2 protein-coding genes are annotated in these 1,303 nt (G+C 57.7%); one reads left to right on the forward strand and one right to left on the reverse strand.

Annotated features, from left to right (window positions below):
* Positions 1-126: 126 nt before the first annotated feature.
* A complete protein-coding gene (locus tag AX725_RS06850) occupies positions 127-603 on the reverse strand; it encodes a YkgB family protein (RefSeq protein ID WP_010339850.1) in 477 nt (158 codons plus the stop codon).
* A 104-nt stretch (positions 604-707) separates the two neighbouring features.
* Here AX725_RS06850 and AX725_RS06855 point away from each other — a divergent pair, with 104 nt between their 5' ends.
* On the forward strand, positions 708-1,250 hold the full coding sequence (locus AX725_RS06855; RefSeq protein WP_010339851.1) for a MarR family winged helix-turn-helix transcriptional regulator: 543 nt from the start codon (positions 708-710) through the stop codon (positions 1,248-1,250).
* Positions 1,251-1,303 lie beyond the last annotated feature (53 nt).

Genomic DNA, 1,303 nt, shown 5'->3' on the forward strand with positions numbered 1-1,303 from the left:
AAACCCTCGAAAGCATGTTTTCGAACACCCTATCAAAGCGACAGGGTTTGTCGATCGTTATGGGCTGAGGCGGGTATGGTTCGGCAAAAGCGCAGGTCCGGAGCGTCGCCTATCACCTGTTTGCCGTCACGCGTCTGCTGTCCGTATGGACGCAAGTAGAAGGCACGCTGATGCCGCAAGAAGCACCAGGTCCTTCAACAGGAACTGTCCGGTTCCGGCCGAAATCGCCGGGAACCCGCCAGCGGTCGGCTCGGCGACGCCAGGCGTGCTCAGGAAAAACGTCAGTGTCACGGCATAAGTCAGGCATGACATCGCCGCGCCGAGAGCGGAGGCCGTCTTGTTGAAAGCACCGATAATCAGCGCAGCGGCCGTCGCGAGCTCGACGGTGCCTATAAAATAGCTTCCACCCTGCACCCCAAAAACGGCCGGAATCCAGCTCATGATCGGACTGTTCTTCATCAATGGCGCGATGCCCATCGCTTCATAGCTCGTGAATTTCATGCAACCGAACCAGAGAAAGATGACCACCAGCGCCCAGCGCAGCAACGCGAGAGACCCGCGAGAGCCGGTCGTCTTTTCAGCTATGTGTAATGTCGAAAACATGGTGCCTCGCTTTCATCATGGCGCATGACCTGCCTTCATGCTTAGACAGGCGTGATATATGCGCTGCGCATACACTATACGCCGTCAATGAATGAGGCAACCCTTTGAACGTACTCTCGGACCGGCTCGTCAATCTGTTCGGCGCCCTCGCAGTGGGCATCACCGATCGAATTAAGAAGGCGGCATTCGACCCGACGATACCCGGCGGTGGCGAAACCACCGCGGCGATCGTCGTCATCGGTCACGCGACCGGTCTTTCGATCGACGAATTAGGACGGGTGCTAGGCTTGTCCCACGCGGGGACGGTGCGGCTTGTCGATCGATTGGTTGCAGCCGGGTTCGCCGTTCGATCCAAAGCGCTACGGGACCGTCGTGCAGTAGCGCTGATGCTCACTGAGGCAGGCGAGACTCGCCTATCTGCGATCCTGCAACGAAGAAACGAGACTTTATCCGAAATCCTTAGCCATGTCTCGAATGCTGACCGCCTCGTGCTGGAACGTATTGCCGAGACAATACTTGCGCAGATGTCTGACGACGCTGTCTCGGCGCTGACGATATGCCGGCTCTGCGACGAGAGGCGATGCTACAACTGTCCGATGGATGCCTTTGGAATGCTGGAGTCGTCGACGCATAGAGTCGACCCATAAGTGCGCGCAGAGACGCTTAGCGTATATCTGTGCCCGTTCTATGTCCTGACCCC

The sequence above is a fragment of the Blastomonas sp. CCH9-A1 genome (assembly GCF_001557175.1).
Lineage (GTDB): Bacteria > Pseudomonadota > Alphaproteobacteria > Sphingomonadales > Sphingomonadaceae > Blastomonas > Blastomonas delafieldii_A.

Coding starts and splice junctions, on each gene's coding strand:
- AX725_RS06850 (WP_010339850.1), bottom strand. CDS start 603: ATGTTTTCGACATTACACATAGCTGAAAAGACGACCGGCTCTCGCGGG.